The 15,831-nt window shown below is 66.7% G+C and carries 13 protein-coding genes and 1 pseudogene; 1 reads left to right on the top strand and 13 read right to left on the bottom strand.

All coding sequences use genetic code 11. The features are described 5' to 3' along the window. From VGH54_RS10525 to VGH54_RS10480, 10 genes and pseudogenes are all read right to left on the bottom strand, one after another. Positions 1-117, bottom strand: a pseudogene (locus tag VGH54_RS10525) (co-chaperone GroES); the annotation flags it as partial. A gap of 189 nt (positions 118-306) precedes the next feature. Further along, positions 307-1,332, bottom strand: a complete 1,026-nt coding sequence (tsaD, locus tag VGH54_RS10520) for a tRNA (adenosine(37)-N6)-threonylcarbamoyltransferase complex transferase subunit TsaD (RefSeq protein ID WP_331511911.1) — start codon at positions 1,330-1,332, stop codon at positions 307-309. Beyond that, entirely contained in the window at positions 1,329-1,787 is a 459-nt protein-coding gene (gene rimI / locus VGH54_RS10515) for a ribosomal protein S18-alanine N-acetyltransferase (RefSeq protein ID WP_331511909.1), read from the bottom strand. Before rimI ends, tsaD begins: the two co-directional genes overlap by 4 nt. After that, positions 1,784-2,416: a tRNA (adenosine(37)-N6)-threonylcarbamoyltransferase complex dimerization subunit type 1 TsaB gene (tsaB, locus tag VGH54_RS10510; protein ID WP_331511908.1), complete on the bottom strand. Its 633-nt coding sequence runs from the start codon at positions 2,414-2,416 to the stop codon at positions 1,784-1,786. Before tsaB ends, rimI begins: the two co-directional genes overlap by 4 nt. After that, a complete protein-coding gene (gene tsaE, locus VGH54_RS10505) occupies positions 2,413-2,880 on the bottom strand; it encodes a tRNA (adenosine(37)-N6)-threonylcarbamoyltransferase complex ATPase subunit type 1 TsaE (protein WP_331511907.1) in 468 nt (155 codons plus the stop codon). The genes tsaB and tsaE overlap by 4 nt, the downstream gene beginning before the upstream one ends. After that, entirely contained in the window at positions 2,873-3,925 is a 1,053-nt protein-coding gene (locus VGH54_RS10500; protein WP_331511905.1) for an alpha/beta hydrolase, read from the bottom strand. Before VGH54_RS10500 ends, tsaE begins: the two co-directional genes overlap by 8 nt. A gap of 71 nt (positions 3,926-3,996) precedes the next feature. Then, positions 3,997-5,157 carry an alanine racemase gene (gene alr, locus VGH54_RS10495; RefSeq protein ID WP_331511904.1) on the bottom strand — a complete coding sequence of 387 codons (1,161 nt, stop codon included), beginning with the start codon at positions 5,155-5,157 and terminating at the stop codon, positions 3,997-3,999. Between the two features lie 47 nt (positions 5,158-5,204). After that, the gene (locus VGH54_RS10490) at positions 5,205-6,590 is read right to left on the bottom strand and encodes a glutamate decarboxylase (RefSeq protein ID WP_331511902.1); all 1,386 of its coding nucleotides are present in this window, start codon (positions 6,588-6,590) and stop codon (positions 5,205-5,207) included. Positions 6,591-6,613: 23 nt separating this feature from the next. Further along, entirely contained in the window at positions 6,614-8,035 is a 1,422-nt protein-coding gene (locus VGH54_RS10485) for an NAD(P)H-hydrate dehydratase (protein WP_331511901.1), read from the bottom strand. Between the two features lie 60 nt (positions 8,036-8,095). Beyond that, positions 8,096-8,752: a rhomboid-like protein gene (locus VGH54_RS10480; RefSeq protein ID WP_331511900.1), complete on the bottom strand. Its 657-nt coding sequence runs from the start codon at positions 8,750-8,752 to the stop codon at positions 8,096-8,098. A 163-nt stretch (positions 8,753-8,915) separates the two neighbouring features. Between VGH54_RS10480 and VGH54_RS10475 the strand changes: the two genes are divergently transcribed. Next, entirely contained in the window at positions 8,916-10,847 is a 1,932-nt protein-coding gene (locus VGH54_RS10475; protein ID WP_331511899.1) for an NAD(P)/FAD-dependent oxidoreductase, read from the top strand. Here the strand turns inward: VGH54_RS10475 and VGH54_RS10470 are convergent, their stop codons facing one another. The 3 genes from VGH54_RS10470 to VGH54_RS10460 all read right to left on the bottom strand — a co-directional run. After that, a complete protein-coding gene (locus tag VGH54_RS10470) occupies positions 10,848-12,770 on the bottom strand; it encodes an alpha/beta hydrolase family protein (protein ID WP_331511898.1) in 1,923 nt (640 codons plus the stop codon). 4 nt (positions 12,771-12,774) lie between these two features. Next, the gene (locus VGH54_RS10465) at positions 12,775-14,556 is read right to left on the bottom strand and encodes an N-acetylglutaminylglutamine amidotransferase (RefSeq protein WP_331511897.1); all 1,782 of its coding nucleotides are present in this window, start codon (positions 14,554-14,556) and stop codon (positions 12,775-12,777) included. Positions 14,557-14,588: 32 nt separating this feature from the next. Then, positions 14,589-15,831 (bottom strand): circularly permuted type 2 ATP-grasp protein (locus tag VGH54_RS10460; protein WP_331511896.1); only part of this gene is annotated, 1,243 nt, incomplete at its 5' end.

Raw genomic sequence — 15,831 nt, 5'->3', positions numbered from 1 at the left:
TTGGGGCTTTTCCTTAGCGGTGTCGGGAATGACCAGACCGGATGCGGTCGTGGTCTCGGCCTCGTTGGCCTGTACGAGGATCTTGTCCTCGAGTGGCTTGATGTTGACGCTCGCCACGATTGGAGCCCTCCACTTAGTTGGGTAGCAGGTTCGGGGCGGTTGCCCCGATTTACCAGGTGTTTTGGCTCTCGTCCGTGCCTACGCGTCGTCGTCGCGGGTGCCGACGCCCGGGATTGTCCGATTGCCACCTAGCACTCTATACATGCGAGTGCTAGCACTCAAGATCGGCCCGGTGCTTCTTCGCTGTCAGCTGACTTGGCCTTTTACCACCGGCAGCCCCGGGTCGCTGGCGACATCCAGCGGAGACGGCAACGCACCTGCGGCTACCAGGTGTGCGGCGAACGACGCGATCATCGCCCCATTGTCTGTGCAGAGCCGCAGCCCGGGGATGCGCAGCGCCAACCCGGCGGTCGCGCAGCGCTGCGCGGCGAGCTCGCGCAGACGTGAGTTCGCGGCGACGCCGCCGGCGATGAGCAGGGTGGATACCCCCAGGCCGGTCGCCGCGCGTACCGCTTTCATGGTCAGCACGTCGGCCACCGACTCCTGGAAGCCCGCGGCGATCTCGGCGGTCGCCGCGTCCGGATGACTTTCGACGTAGCGAGCGACGGCGGTCTTGAGCCCGGAGAAGCTGAACGCGTTCGGGTCGTCGCGCGGCCCGGTCATGCCGCGGGGAAACACGATCGCTTCGCGGTCACCGGTCTGCGCCAGATCGTCGAGCACCTTGCCGCCGGGATAGCCCAGCCCCAGCAGCCGGGCCACCTTGTCGTAGGACTCCCCCGCCGCGTCGTCGACCGTGCTGCCCAGCTCGACGATCGGCTCGCCGAGCGACCGGACATGCAGCAGGTGGGTATGGCCGCCAGACACCAGCAGCGCCACGCTCTCCGGCAGCGGGCCGTGCTCGTAGACGTCGGCGGCCAGGTGACCGCCCAGATGGTTCACCGCGTAGAACGGCACGTCCCAGGCTGCCGAATACGCTTTGGCCGCAGCCACTCCCACCAGCAGGGCACCGGCCAGGCCCGGCCCGATGGTGGCCGCCACGATGTCGGGTTTGGTCAGGCCCGCGGTGGCCAGCGCGCGGCGCATGGCCGGTTCGAGCGCCTCCAGATGTGCCCGCGACGCGACCTCTGGCACGACGCCGCCGTAGCGGATGTGTTCGTCGACGCTGGACGCCACCTCGTCGGCCAGCAGCGTCACGGTGCCGTCGTCGTCGAGCCGGGCGATGCCGACTCCGGTTTCGTCACAGGAGGTTTCGATAGCCAGGATGGTCGTCATTGCGAAAGCGCCTCCCGTCGCATGGTGTACGCATCGGCGCCGCTGATCCGGTAATACCGCCGGCGCAGGCCTACTTCGGTGAAGCCCACGCTGCGGTACAGCGCGATCGCCGTCGTGTTGTCGGTGCGAACCTCCAGATGCACGACTCCGCCCGCGGCGATGTTCAACAGCTCGTCCAGCATCCGGCGGCCGATGCCACGGCCCTGGTAGGCCGGATCGACGCCGATGGTATGGATTTCATACTCGAAGGGCGGCGTGCGACCCAAGCGTGAGATGCCGCCGTAACCGATCAATGTGTCGTCAACGCGTGCGGCCACGTAGTGATTGTGATCGGCAGCGAGCTCTCGCACGAAAGCGGCGGTCGGCCAAGGGTCGTCGCCGGGAAACAACAGCGACTCCAGCTCGGCGCAGCGGTCGGCGTCGGCGTCGGTGAGCCTGTCGATGGTCACGTTCACGGGCCGGCCGCCTGCCGCTCGGCCAGCGTCTTGGCGTCCGGCCGCCGCAGGTACAGCGGCACCAGCGCAGCGGGAGGCTGCGACCAGTCCGCGACCGCAACCACCAGGCCCGCCGCGTCGGGGTACGTCGGTTCAATGCAGGGCAGCCCGAACAGCACCGCGTGGTCGGGCGAACCGGCCACCGACTGCGCGGAACCCGGGTGGACATCGGCCGGGGCGTTGACCTCGGGACCGTCGACGCGGACACCGTCGCGATAGCGCGCCCAATAGACCTCGCGCCGACGGGCGTCGGTGACCACCAGCACCTCGCCGGTGGTCTGGCCGCCGATCGCATCGAGGCTGCAGACCCCGTACACCGGAAGACCCAGTGCGTGGCCGTAGGCCGCGGCCGTCGCCATGCCGACTCGCAGTCCGGTGAACGGACCGGGACCGCAGCCGACGACGATGGCATTGAGGTCGGCCATCGAGCGCCCCGCATCGGCGATGGCGGCCAACACATTCGGGGTGATCCGCTCGGCGTGTGCGCGCGCGTCGACGGTGACCCGCTCAGCCAACACGTGGCCATCGGCGACCACGCCCGCCGTCACCGCGGGAGTCGAGGTGTCGATGGCCAACACCAGCCGGCTCATGGACAGCTCCATTGCCACGTCGCAGTTCGGGTGTCGGAGTTGCTGATTCGCTCCAGACGGACGTCGAGATGCCGGTCGGACAACCGTTCGGCCAGGCCTTCGCCCCATTCGACCACGACGACGGCAGTGTCGAGTTCGGTGTCGAGGTCCAGGCTTTCGAGCTCGTCGAGCAGGTCGGAGCCGGTGTGATCCAGCAATCGGTAGACATCGACATGGATCATCGCGGGGCCGCCGGTGCGTCGCGCCGGATGCACCCGAGCCAGCACGAACGTCGGTGAGGTCACCGGCCCGTCGACGTCCATCGCCGTCGCAATTCCCTTGGCCAGCACAGTTTTTCCCGCACCGAGTGGACCGGAGAGCACGACGACATCGCCAGCGCGCAACTGGCTGCCCAGCTGCGCTCCCAGCGCCACGGTGTCGTCGACGTGCGCCAGCGTCGCGATGCCGGACCTGCGGTCATTCACGACGCCGGACCCGACCGCGCCAACGTTGACTCAGCGCCGTGAATCTGCCCGGGGTCGCGTGCTTGACCAGTCGCACCAACCCGTCGTTGACCGAAGCCGGCCTTTCCAGCAACACCAGATGGCCCGCCTTGGCGACGATCACCAATTCCGAGTCCGGCAGCGCCTCGGCAATTTTCCTCGAGTAGTCGGCGGGGGTGACCAGATCGTGGTCGCCGCAGACGATCAGAGTCGGGATCTTGGCCAGTGTGGACAACGCCGCGGTTTCGTCGTGTGCCTGCAGAGCGTGCAGAAACTCCACCATCGTCGGGATCGGGGTTTCGAGCATCATCTTCTCCGAGAACGCCACGATGCTCCGGCTGACCCGCATATCGGAGAACGACGCCGCGCGAAGGATCGGCCCGATCAGCGAACGCGCTGCGGTGCGGCCGCGCTGCGCCAGCTTGGGAGCCGACCGCGCGGCCCGCAAAACAGCTTCCAGCGCAGGGTTATTCAGGATCTCTCCCAGCGGCGACTCGGCCACCCCTTCGGCCGCAGACGCGATCAGCGCCGCTCCGGCGATCCGGTCGCCGTAGTGATACGGAAACTGCCGGGCGTGCGACAACACCGTCATCCCGCCCATCGAATGGCCTACCAGCACGATCGGGCCGCGCGGCGAAATCACCTGCAGCACCGTCTCCAGATCCTTGCCCAGCTGCGTCAGGGTGTAGGTCTCCGGCGGCGCTTTGCCCGAGCGGCCGTGGCCGCGCTGGTCGTAGAAGATCATCCGGACCTGGGTACCCCACTCGTCGCTCAGCCGCATCCGCTGAAAGTGGAAGGCGCCCATGCGAAGACAGAATCCGTGGGCGAACACGACGGTCAACGGTGCGTCGGTGGGCCCGACCTCGCGCACCGCCAGCGGCACACCGTCGGGGGTGGTCACCAGGTAGCTGCGGTCGCCGTCGAGCGTCTCGAAATTCTCGTCGGCAAAGGGATCGTCGATGACCTCACGCCGGTTGAGCATCGAGCCGGCCACCGTCGCCCCGGCCACGGCACCCACGGCAGTCACCCCCGCGGCACCTGCCAGCCACCGTCCAAGCCTCGACTTGCCTAGGTGGAAGCCGTCAAGATCCTCGTCGCTCAACGATTTTCAGCCTCGCGATAGGTCCTGGTGATCCGTCCGCGCGGGCTGGTCACCACTTCGTAGTGAATGGTGTCCAGCAGGTCCGCCCACTCCTGCGCCGTCGGCTCACCTCGGGTGCCCGGCCCGAACAGGATCGCCTCATCGCCTTCGGCGACGTCGACATGTCCCGGCCCGAGGTCGACGAGGAACTGGTCCATGCAGATGCGGCCGACGCCGGCGCGCCGCCGGCCGTTGATCAGCACATCGAGTCGTCCACCCAGCGACCGGAAGACGCCGTCGGCATAGCCGACCGGCATCAGGGCGACCGTCGTGTCCTGTTGCGCGATCCAGGCATGTCCGTACGACACTCCTTCGCCGGCTCGAATCGACTTCACCAACGCCACAGCACATTTCACAGTCATCGCCGGAACCAGCCCCATGTCACCCAGGGTGGGCACCGGGCTCAGTCCGTACACGGCGATACCGGGCCGAACCAGGTCGTAGGCCAACTCGGGACGCGACATCGTGGCCGATGAGTTCGACAGATGCGCCACCTCGAACGGCACCTTCTGATCGCGAGCTAGAGCCACAATCTCGGTAAACCGTTGTGCCTGAAGGTTATTGATCGGATTGTTGGGCTGGTCGGCGTAGACCATGTGCGACATCAGACCGCGCAACCGGATGGCATCCTCGGCGACGGCTTGGCGCAACGCCGTCAGCATCGACGGGTAATTCGCCAGCGGGACGCCGTTGCGGTTCAGGCCGGTATCCACCTTGAGGGTGACCGCGGCGGTGCGACCGGTGCGACGGACCGCACCCAGCAGCTCGTCGAGCTGCCTCGCCGACGACACCGCGATCTGCACGTCGGCCAGCAGGGCGGGGCCGAAGTCGATCCCGGGTGGATGCAGCCAGGCCAGTACGGGTGCGGTGACTCCTTCGTCGCGCAGGGCCAGCGCCTCGTTGACGGTGGCGACGCCGAGTTCGGCGGCACCTGCGGCCAAGGCGGCCCGGGCGACCGGCGCGGCGCCGTGTCCGTAACCATCGGCCTTGACGACGGCCATCACCTGCGCGCTGCCGGCATGCTCGCGCAACACCCGCACGTTGTGCTCGATGGCACCCAGATCCACGACGGCCTCAGCGAGGACGCCCGGTGTCAGCGATGTCGGCGTTACGACCACGGCACCCATTGTCCCAGAGCGGCCTCCGGGGGCCGTATTCCGGCAGGTCAGTGGGCGAAATGCTCAGCTTTGTAGTGACCGCGGGGCTTGAGCTTGTCCAGCGAGGCCAGCGCGGTGCGAGCGTCGTCGTGCAGCGCCCGGGCCAGGTCGGCGGACAACCCTTCCCGCACCACGATGCGCAGCACGGAGATGTCGGTGGCGTTGTCGGGCATGGTGTAGGCCGGCACCTGCCATCCGAAGCCCCGCAGCTCATGCGAGACGTCGAACTCGGTGTAGCCCAGGCCGCGGGCCAGCCGGAAGGCGATGACGGGAATCGCCGACCCGTCCGAAATCACCTCACAGTGGTCGGCTTCGTGCAGCTGCGCGCCCAACCAGCGGGCGGTCGACGACAACGTCTGCATGACCTGGGTATAGCCCTCGCGGCCTAGTCGCAGGAAGTTGTAGTACTGGCCGATCACCTGGTTGCCCGGGCGGGAGAAGTTCAGGGTGAAGGTCGGCATGTCACCGCCGAGGTAGTTGACGTGGAATACCAAGTCCTCGGGCAGGTACTCCTGGCTGCGCCACACCACAAAGCCGACGCCGGGGTAGGTCAGGCCGTACTTGTGTCCGCTGACATTGATCGACAGCACGCGCGGCAGCTTGAAGTCCCATTTCAGTTCGGGATGCAAGAACGGCACCACAAAGCCTCCGCTGGCCGCGTCGACGTGCACCGGGACATCCACGCCCCCGTCGGCTGCCAGTTTGTCCAGCGCCGCGCAGATCTCGGCGATGGGCTCTAATTCACCGGTGTAGGTGGTGCCCAGGATCGCCACCACCCCGATGGTGTCCTCGTCGACGGCATCCACCACCTGCTCGGGTGTGATGACGTAGCGGCCTTCCTCCATCGGCAGATACCGCGGCTCGACGTCGAAGTAGCGACAGAATTTCTCCCAGACCACCTGGACGTTGGAGCCCATCACCAGGTTCGGGGTGCGCTTTTCCCAGCCTTTGCCGACCTTGGCCCGCCAGCGCCATTTCATCGCCAGACCACCCAGCATGACCGCCTCGCTGGAGCCGATGGTGGAGACCCCGCAGGCGCTCGAGGGGTCGTCGTCGCGCAGGTGATCGGCGTGGAACAGGTCGGCCACCATGCATACGCAGCGCTGCTCGATCGCCGCCGTCAGCGGATATTCGTCCTTGTCGATCATGTTCTTGTCGAACGTCTCGGCCATCAGCCGGTCCGCCTGGGGATCCATCCAGGTGGTGACGAACGTCGCCAGGTTCAGCCGCGAGCTGCCGTCGAGCATCAGCTCGTCGTGGATGAAGCGGTAGGCGGCGTCGGGATCCATCGACTCCTCGGGCAGCCGCAAGGCCGGCACCGGGGTGGTGAACATCCGACCGGTGTATGCGGGCGCGATCGAGTGCGCGGGGACGGACGGTCGACTGGTGGTCATAACGGGTCCTTTTCAGTTGGTGGCTAGAGCGCGGCTAAAGCGGTTCGGATGTGACCGACGATGCGGGATGCCGATGTCGGCGCATAGCCCGGGCCCGGGTCGGCGGCCGACAGCTCCGCCGCCCGGGCGTGCACGAAGGCCGCCGCCGCCGCGGCTTCGCTGGGCGGCAACCCCGCGGCCAGCAGGGCGCCGATCATCCCGGACAGCAGATCGCCGGACCCGGCGGTCGCCGCCCAAGACTGCCCGGCCGGGTTGAGATACACCGGGCCACCCGGATCGGCGACCACGGTGACGTTGCCTTTCAGCAGCACGGTCGCCCCGAACGCGTCGGCGAGTTTGCGGGTGGCGCCGATGCGATCGTCGCCGGGTGGCGCGCCGGCCAGCCGGGCGAACTCGCCGGCGTGCGGCGTCAGCACCGTCGGGGCGCGACGGGAAGCGAGCATGTCGGGATGCGCCGCGAGGATGGTCAGCCCGTCGGCGTCGATCAGCACCGGCAGGTTGGTCCCCAAGGCGAACCACAATGCGGCAGCGCCGGTTTCGTCGGTGCCCAGTCCAGGCCCGACGACCCAGGACTGCACCCGCCCAGAGGCGGCCGGGGTGGGCGACGCGATCACCTCGGGCCAGTGCGCGAGCACGTCGCTGTGTGCGCTGCCGGTGTAGCGAACCATCCCGGACGTCGCCGCCACGGCAGCGCCGGTGCACAGCACCGCGGCGCCCGGATAGGTCGAGGAACCGGCCATCACGCCGGTGACGCCCTGGGTGTACTTGTCGTCGTGCGGCCCCGGCACCGGCCAGCGCGCGGCGACGTCGGCCGCGTCGAAGCCGACGACGTCGGTGGTGGGCAGGTCGAGGCCGATGTCGATCAGCTTCACCCGCCCGCAGTCGGCCAGCGCGTGCGCGGGCTTGAGGCCGCCGAACGTCACGGTCAGCGCGGCGTGGACGGCCGGACCGGTGATCGCGCCGGTGGCGCCGTCGATGCCGCTGGGGATATCGACGGCGACGACCGGGATCGCCTTGGCATCCACCGCCGCGAAGACGTCGGCCGCGTCCGGCCGCAGCGGCCCGGACCCGGAGATACCGACCACGCCATCGATGACGAGATCGGTTGTCGCGGCGACGCTGTCGACGATCCGGCCGCCGGCTTGGCGGAAGGCGGCCAGACCCTTCTGATGGGTGCGATCCGGTTTGAGCAGGATCGCGTCGGCGGCTACGCCGCGGCGCCGCAAGAAGGTTGCCGCCCAGAGCGCATCGCCGCCGTTGTCGCCCGAACCGACCACGCCGCACACCCGCCGCCCGACAACCCCGCCAGTGCGGGCGATCAACTCGCCGATGATCGCGGTGGCCAATCCGTAGGCAGCACGGGCCATTAGCGCCCCGTCGGGCAGGCTGGCCAACAGCGGCGCTTCGGCCTCGCGGATCGCGTCAGCCGAGTAGTAGTGCCGCACCGTGCCCAGATTACGTGCCTCGGAACGCCGGCGACGACGAAGCCAAGAATTACGCCGTAATCAGCTATATGAGCCCGACCCGGAAATTGCCGGCCGATGTCGGGTCAGCGGGTAGAACAGCAGCCCGATGAAGATCGCCGAAAAGTGGCCGATCGCAGTGAACTTGAACTGCGTGATCAGCAGGAAGACGAAGACGGTGATCAATACCGCGAGATAGACCCATCGCCATGGCCGGGCAATGCGATAAGCGAGCACGGCTATCACGCCGACCAGAAAGTAGCTGACTCCGATATCGGTGGCGTGGACCAATCGCTCCGGTGCATGGTGAGACTGAATCGCCAGGTACAGCCAGCCCTCGCTGATGTATGTTGCGCCGACATGAGCAGTCAATCCGACGATGAGCCAACGCATTTGACCGAGCCAATGCTCCGCGGGCGCCAGGAACACAGTGAACAGGAACAGATACGGTGTCCAGTATCGGCCGTCGATCCACAGCAGGCTTTCGAACAGCACCCGCAGCGGGTCGGTCGCCAAGGCATGAATATTGGTGGATGCATGAACCAGAAGGCGATGCAAGTGGCGGCCGGCCTGAAGCTGGCGGATCGTGGTGCCCAGCAGCACGGCCAGCCACAGATAGGTCAACGGCGCGGTTCGCACGAACCGCCACGCCGCGGCCAGCCGGGCCCGTAGTCGCGTGCCGCACGAAACGTCACCCACGCCGATCACTGTGGCACGACGCAACCCCGATCCTCGGGAGGATGGACCCCTTGATCCGGTAGGACGCCCCGCGTATCGTTGAAAACCAATTACGAAACTTTGCGTATCGTAATCCGGGCTTCCGCCGCAGGCGCTCAGCGATGATGCGAAAGGATCTCTCTTGGTGCGCAGCCGCTACGCGGGCCAACCTTTCACCACCTCCACCACCGACATTGCCGCCGCGCTCGAGCAGGTCAGCATCCCGACTTTGCTGTTGTCGCTGGTGCACATCACCGGCGACCCACACTTCATCCGCGAGTTCAAACCGGCCGGGATCTTTCTCAACGAGGTCCAGGGCTTCATGTCCGACGAAGACAAAGCGCGGGCACGGGCCGAGGCGCTTCCGGTGATCATCGACTATCGCGACCGCGGCTGCCCCGAGCCGGGTCCGTTGCCGCCCGAACTGATCAGGGAAATGATGGACTGGGCGGTCTGCGAAAGCGTGCCCGACGACTACCAGACGCTGCTCGCCGAGGAGATGGACCTCGAGGGCGTCGACCCGCGCCGGCCGGCTCCGCTGGACTCCGACCGTGCCGCGCAGGTGCCGGTGGTCGTCATCGGCTGCGGTGAATCGGGAATCTTGGCCGGTATTCGGTTGCAGCAGGCCAACATTCCGTTCACCATCGTGGAGAAGAACGCTGGCCCAGGTGGAACATGGTGGGAGAACAGCTATCCAGGGGCGCGCGTCGACGTGGCCAATCACTTCTACTGCTACAGCTTCGAGCCCAGCAACGAGTGGTCGCACTTCTTCGCCGAACAGCCAGAGCTGCAGAGCTACTTCACCCGCGTGACGGCCAAGTATGGTCTGAACGACCATGTGCGCTGGCAGACCGAAGTCGTCGCCGCCAAGTGGGACGACGAGGACGGCATGTGGACGGTCACCATGCGCGAAGACGACGAGGGTCTCACCGAGACCCGGGCGCGCGCCGTCATCACCGCCGTCGGCCAGCTCAACCGTCCGCACGTCCCAGAGTTCAAGGGCGCGAAGCTGTTTCGTGGGCCGACGTTCCATTCCGCGGAATGGGACCATTCGGTCGATCTCGCCGGCAAGCGCGTCGCGTTGATCGGCGCGGGTGCCAGCGGCTTTCAGATAGCGCCGGCCATTGCCGACGAAGTCGAGCACCTCACCGTGTTTCAGCGCACCGCACAGTGGATGTTTCCCAACGCGATGTACCACCAGGAAGTCGGCGACGGCGTGCGCTGGGCGATGGACCACCTGCCGTTCTACGCGCGCTGGTACCGATTCCTGGTGCTATGGCCCGGCTCCGACAAGGGGCTCGACGCGGCGCGAGTCGACCCGGCTTACGCCAACCAGGATTACGCGGTCAGCGAGATCAATGCTGTTGCCCGCCTGATGTTCACCGACTGGATCACCACTCAGGTGGGCGGCGACGAGGAACTGCTGGCCAAGGTGCTACCGGACTATCCGGCCACCGGCAAGCGGACGCTGCAGGACGACGGCACCTGGCTGCGCACGTTGCGCCGCGATGACGTCGACCTGATCCGCACGCCGATCCGGGAGATCACCGCCAACGGCGTCATCACCGACGACGGCGAAACCCACAACGTGGATATCATCGTCTACGCCACCGGGTTTCGTCACACCGATGTGCTGTGGCCGATGACGATCACCGGCCGCGACGGTGCCGACCTGCACACCATCTGGGGCAGCAGGCCGTTCGCCTACTTGGGCATCACCGTGCCGCAGTTCCCGAACTTCTTCGTCATCTACGGGCCGGGTGCGCATCTGGCCCACGGTGGCAGCCTGATCTTCAACTCTGAACTGCAGATGCGCTACATCAACACCTGTTTGGCAAAACTTGCTGAGCCCGCTGTGCATTCAATAGAACCGACCGCCGAAGCCGCGGCGGACTGGCACCGGGGCACCCAGAACGAAATCAAGCAGATGGTGTGGTCACACCCCGCGGTCAAGCACTCCTACTTCAAGAACTCCGACGGCGAGATACACACCGTCAGCCCGTGGCGGCTCAACGAATACTGGTCAGCCACGCGTGAGCCCGAGTGGTCCGCGTTCGTCACGCGGGGCAGGACATGACTATTCGCGGGCAACGTCCAGGTCGACATGCGACTGGGTGGCGCCGAATGCCCTGTTCAGCCATTCGCTCATCGCCGAGGCCAGCGCCGTACTGTTCTCGCGCTTGACGATCTGATGGCCGTCGTCACTGAACAACAGGTAGCGCACATCGCGGCCGGCTCGCCGCAATGCCTCGACGATCTGCTGCGATTCGCCGACCGGCACGTTGGTGTCATGTGCACCGTGCACCACCAGCAGCGGTGCGCTCAACGCATCGACACGCCGCAGCGGCGACAACCGCTCGAGTAGCTCGCGATCGCCGACCGGGTGGCCGTACTTCGCGTAGGCGCCCTCGGCGATCCACGGCTCAGTGTTGCGATAGAACGTGGTGAGGTCACTCATCCCGCAGATGGTGACGCCGGCCGCGAACAGGGCTGGGTGAAATGTCAGTGCCGCCATCGTCAGATAGCCGCCGTACGACCAGCCCGCGCAGGCGATGCGCCCCGGATCAGCCAGCTGATTGGCCACCAGGAAGCGCACGCAGTCGGCGACGTCGTCGATGGCCGCGAACCGCTTGTCCTTGTCATCGGCGTGAACGAAGTCGCGGCCCAAGCCGCCAGAACCGCGAACATTGGGCGTCAGCACGCTGATCCCGGCGTCGAGCAGCTCCGGAAAGATCTCGCTGTATTCGGGCCGCGCCTGCCCTTCTGGACCACCGTGCAGGTACACCAGTGCGCCCGAAATGGCGCCGCTCCCCTGGGACCGGTATAGCCACGCGGGCAGAGTCAGACCGTCGCGCGCCGTGATCGTCTCCAGCACCGGGCGCGCGCCGGATCCGCGGGCCACCGGACCGCGGCTGGGTTCGCGGTCGATGTTCTGCCATTGACCCGTGCGCGGGTCCACCAACTCGACGGTTCGTGGCATCGACGGGCTTTGCACGGTCATTGCCACCATCGAGCCGCCGGCGCTGATGGACAGCTCGCCGGCGACCATGCCAGGCAACGGGATCGGCTCGGCCAACGTGTTGTCCGCGTATTCGAGTATCTGTAATTCGCTGCGGCCCTGCAGGTTCCACAGCAGCGCGACGGTGGAGAGGTCGTCACTGACAGTGAACTCGTCGAGGTCGCAGTCCGGGCGTTCGGCGACCACCGAGTAGGTGACACCGTCCTCGGTGGCTGTCACCTCCAGCAGCCGGGTGTGCTCGCAGCCGTTGTCGCTGCTGATCAGGGCGCGAACGTATCCGCGGCCGTCGCCGTGTCCGTCCACGGCGTTTACCCCCACCTCATACGTCTTGGCCGGGTAGTACAGCTTGGTCGCCTCGCCGTCGCCGTACCGGATGCGGCGCGGATGGTGGTCGTCAAGGATCACGCCGCGAGCGGTCGTAGAACCGGGATCAGATGGAAGTAAAGCGATTTCGCTCCCCGCGCGCAACATGATCAGCTCGTGGTAGCCGCGCGGCCCGACCCGGATCAGCGCCGCTCCGCTCCATGCGTCGACGAGTCGGCCGCCGGATCGGCGGTCCAGCACGGTGCAATGGCCGTCCGCCGGATCGATCAGGCATGACCGCCCTATGCCGTCCTCACCGGTCAGGATCGCCGTCACCCGGATGCCGTCCCACGCGATCAATTCGGCGGTGCCGTCTTCTTCGCCGTCGATGCGCCGCGCCATCCGGTCGTCGGGATCGGTGGTGACAACCCAGATCTGGGTGCGAGTACCACCTTCGGGCGCGACCTCACATGCCAGCCACCTGCCGTCGGCGGAGTGGATGACGCGAGAGACTGGGCCCTCGACCGGTAGCTCGACATCGCGTGACGAACTGGGTCGCCGGCCGTGCAGAAACCGTTGCACCGCGCGCGGATAGCCGCCGTCGTCTATCAGGTGAGCGAACGCCGTGCCATCAGGCGACAATGACGCGCCGTAAAGCGCACGCACCTGCCGGCCCATCGCCTCAGCCCTCCATGCTCTGCAGCCACATCTCGAGCACCGCCAGTTGCCACAGCGCATTTGCGCCCAACGTGGTTCGTGTCTCGTTCGGCGCGGACAGCAGACCGTTGACGGTCTCGGGTCGATACAGCCTGCGGCTTCGCGCGGAATGGTTGCTCAGTGCATCGCGCACCATGTCGAGCACCTCGCCGTGCAGGTGGCGAATGCCTGGCACCGGGAAGTAACCCTTTGTCCGATCGATCACCTCCGACGGCAGCAACGCCCTCGACGCGTCCTTGAGCACGCCTTTACCGTCCGACGCCAGCTTCAGCTCGGGCGGGCAGGAGGCAGCCAGTTCGACGAAGTCGTGGTCGAGGAAAGGCACCCGCGCCTCCAGCCCCCACGCCATCGTCATGTTGTCGACGCGTTTGACCGGGTCGTCGACGAGCATGATCTGCGTGTCCAGCCGCAGTGCAGCGTCCACCGCGGTATCTGCGCCGGGCGCTGCGTGATGGGCGGTTACGTACTCGCGGCTCGCGTCGACGTCGATCCCGTACTCGGGGGCAAAGATCGACAACACGTCTTCATGACTGCGATCGAAGAACACCTTGGCGTAGGCCTCGGTGGTCTGCTCGCGGGCGACATTGGCCAGCGGCGGGTACCAGTCGTAGCCGCCCAGAATCTCGTCGGCGCCCTGTCCGGACTGGACCACCTTCACCGACTTACTGACCTCCTCAGATAGTAGGTAGAAGGCCACGCAGTCGTGGCTGACCATCGGTTCGCTCATCGCGGCAACGGTTTTCGGCACCGCGGGCAGCAGCCGCGAGGTGTCGATATGGATCTTGTGGTGGTCGGTGTCGAAGGTCTTGGCGATCAGGTCGGAGTAGACATACTCGTCGCCGGATTCGCCACCCGCTGAGTCGAAGCCAATGCTGAAGGTGGCCAACCCGTGCTGGCCCTGTTCGGCCAGCAGCGCCACCACGATCGAAGAGTCGATGCCACCCGAGAGCAACACGCCGACGGGCACATCGGCGACCATCCGGCGTACCACTGCGGTGCGCAGCGCATCCATCAGCGCGGCTTCCCAGTCGCCGACCGACCAGGACGCCTTGGACGGATCGCGACGGAATTCCGGTGTCCAGTACACGGTGTCGACGTGCGAACCGTCGGGCTGGATCACCCGCACGGTTGCCGGCGGAAGCTTGCGCACGCCTTGGTAGATCGTGCGCGGCGCCGGCACCACGGAGTGGAAGGTCATGTAGTGGTGCAAAGCGTGGCGGTCCAGTTCGGTGTCGACTCCCCCGGCCGCGAGCAGCGCACGCACGGTGGACGCGAACCGCAGTCGGCCGGGCTCCGACGCCAGGTAGAGCGGCTTTATGCCCAGCCGGTCGCGCGCCAGCGTCACCACACCGGTGTCCCGGTCGGCGACGGCGAACGCGAACATCCCCTTGAACTGGTCGACGCAGCGCACCCCCCAGTGGTGGAACGCCTTGATCACCACCTCGCTGTCGGCGGTCGAGAAGAAGCGATAGCCGACGGCCTGAAGTTCGTCGCGTAACTGTTGGTAGTTGTAAATGCAGCCGTTGAACACCAACGTCAGCCCGAGATCACTGTCGACCATCGGCTGGGCGCCGCGAACGGACAGGTCGATGATTGACAGGCGCCGATGTCCCAACGCCAGCGGTCCGTGAGCGACCACGCCGTCGGCGTCGGGTCCGCGCGACGTCATTGCGCCGGTCATCCGGGCGACGGCGCCGACATCGGCCGCTTCCCCGTCGAAGCGGATCTCACCGCAAATACCGCACATGTCTCCTGCTTCCGTTTTTGACGTCTCGCCGACTAGCCTTCAGCGGTTTTTGGCGCGGCCAGAATCCAGGTGTCCTTACTGCCCCCACCGAAAGACGAGTTGACGATCCGTGACCCCCGGCTCGCGGCCCGGGTCAACGCCGCGGGTGTGACGTGCGCCGACACTGAACCGCCCGCACCTGCCCTCAGGTGGACGAAGGCGCGCAGGTCGACATGATGCGGGTAGATGCCGTCCCCGTCGAAGGTGGGATGGGTGGACAGGGCAACCAGCTCTTGGGCGATGAACCGCTCCGGTTGGGTGACCAGCTCGTGCCGACGCGTCTCCAGCGCGGCTTCGGAGGCATCGGGGCCGATCAACACTCCTGTTCCGCCCAATCCGTCGATGGGTTTGACGACCATATCGGCGAGGTTGGCCAGCACGAAGTCGCGCTGCTCACGCTCGGCGCAGATCCACGTCGGGACCTGAGCCAGCTTCGGTTTTTCGCCGAGGTAGTACTCGATCATGGCCGGCACATAGGCGTAGATCGCTTTGTCGTCGGCCACTCCGTTGGCGAGCGCATTGGCAATCGTGAGATTGCCGTCGGTGATCGCGCCGAGCAGCCCGGGCCGCAGCGGAGCGGAGTCATATCCGGTAGAGGACAGCAGCATGTCCTCGTCCATCCGCGTGTAGGCGACGTCGATGGGTCGGACATCGGGACCGATATGGCGGACCAGTTTTCTGTCGCGCACCGACAGGTCCGACGGCTGCACCAGCGCGATGCCCATTTCGTCGGCCAGGAAGGTGTGCTCGAACCAGGCCGAGTCTTCCCACCCGGCGGAGAGCAGCACGATCACGGGGTCGTCAGCGGCGTGCGGCGGCGCCGCGGCCCGCAACGTTTCAAGCAGCATCTGCGGCGCCCGCTCGACGTCTTCGATCGCGCCCGGCGGTTGCGGCTCGGGGAGGTGCTTGCTCAGCAGCCGATGGTTGACGACCGCGTACGCGGCGCCCGACGGCACCCGCAGGTTGTCTTCGAGCACCATCCAGTGGCCGGCGCGGTCGCAGACGACGTCGGTGCCGCTGATGTGCGCGCGCACCGTGTCGCCGGGCAACCGGCCCGTCGATCGGAAGCCGGGTGCGCGGTCGAGGGCTTGCACGCCGATGATGCCGTCGCCGACGATCGCCTGCTCGGAATAGATGTCGCGGAGGAATGCGTCCAGCGCCTGGGCCCGCTGACCTAGGCCTTCGGATAGCTGCGCCCACTCGCCCGCGGCCACTATGCGGGGTATCAGGTCGACC

The organism is Mycobacterium sp., from assembly GCF_036488105.1.
Lineage (GTDB): Bacteria > Actinomycetota > Actinomycetes > Mycobacteriales > Mycobacteriaceae > Mycobacterium.
The sequence above is the reverse complement of the archived record's forward strand: the minus strand, read 5'-3'. Positions and strand labels throughout refer to the sequence as shown.

Coding starts and splice junctions, on each gene's coding strand:
- tsaD (WP_331511911.1), bottom strand. CDS start 1,332: ATGACGACCATCCTGGCTATCGAAACCTCCTGTGACGAAACCGGAGTC.
- tsaB (WP_331511908.1), bottom strand. CDS start 2,416: ATGAGCCGGCTGGTGTTGGCCATCGACACCTCGACTCCCGCGGTGACG.
- VGH54_RS10490 (WP_331511902.1), bottom strand. CDS start 6,590: ATGACCACCAGTCGACCGTCCGTCCCCGCGCACTCGATCGCGCCCGCA.
- VGH54_RS10470 (WP_331511898.1), bottom strand. CDS start 12,770: ATGGGCCGGCAGGTGCGTGCGCTTTACGGCGCGTCATTGTCGCCTGAT.
- VGH54_RS10465 (WP_331511897.1), bottom strand. CDS start 14,556: ATGTGCGGTATTTGCGGTGAGATCCGCTTCGACGGGGAAGCGGCCGAT.